The 351-nt window shown below is 39.9% G+C and carries 1 rRNA gene; it reads right to left on the bottom strand.

Annotation, left to right across the window (positions count from 1 at the left end):
- Positions 1–287 precede the first annotated feature (287 nt).
- Positions 288–351: ribosomal RNA gene (locus tag KGF45_RS19755) — 16S ribosomal RNA — on the bottom strand; the annotation flags it as partial.

Below are 351 nucleotides of genomic sequence, written 5' to 3'. Positions count from 1 at the left end.
CAGCTTATCGCGTCCTTCATCGGCTCCTAGTGCCAAGGCATCCGCCCTGCACCCTTAATAACTTGACCAGTTAAAAAGGTTTGATAGATTAGAAGCTATCAACTTCGATAATTTTTAAAAGTTATCAGCTTTATATATTACAAATTAGATGTCATATCACTAAATATATATGCAGTTTTCAAAGTGCTAACGCACATCGCCAACGGATAAATCCCGTTGCTCAAAGTGCTAATTGAGTATTCGTAAAAACGAACCCTCAAAATTAAACAGTAGGCAATTCTCCTTAGAAAGGAGGTGATCCAGCCGCACCTTCCGATACGGCTACCTTGTTACGACTTCACCCCAGTTATT

Source organism: Clostridioides sp. ZZV14-6154 (genome assembly GCF_020657785.1).
Lineage (GTDB): Bacteria > Bacillota > Clostridia > Peptostreptococcales > Peptostreptococcaceae > Clostridioides.
The sequence above is the reverse complement of the archived record's forward strand: the minus strand, read 5'-3'. Positions and strand labels throughout refer to the sequence as shown.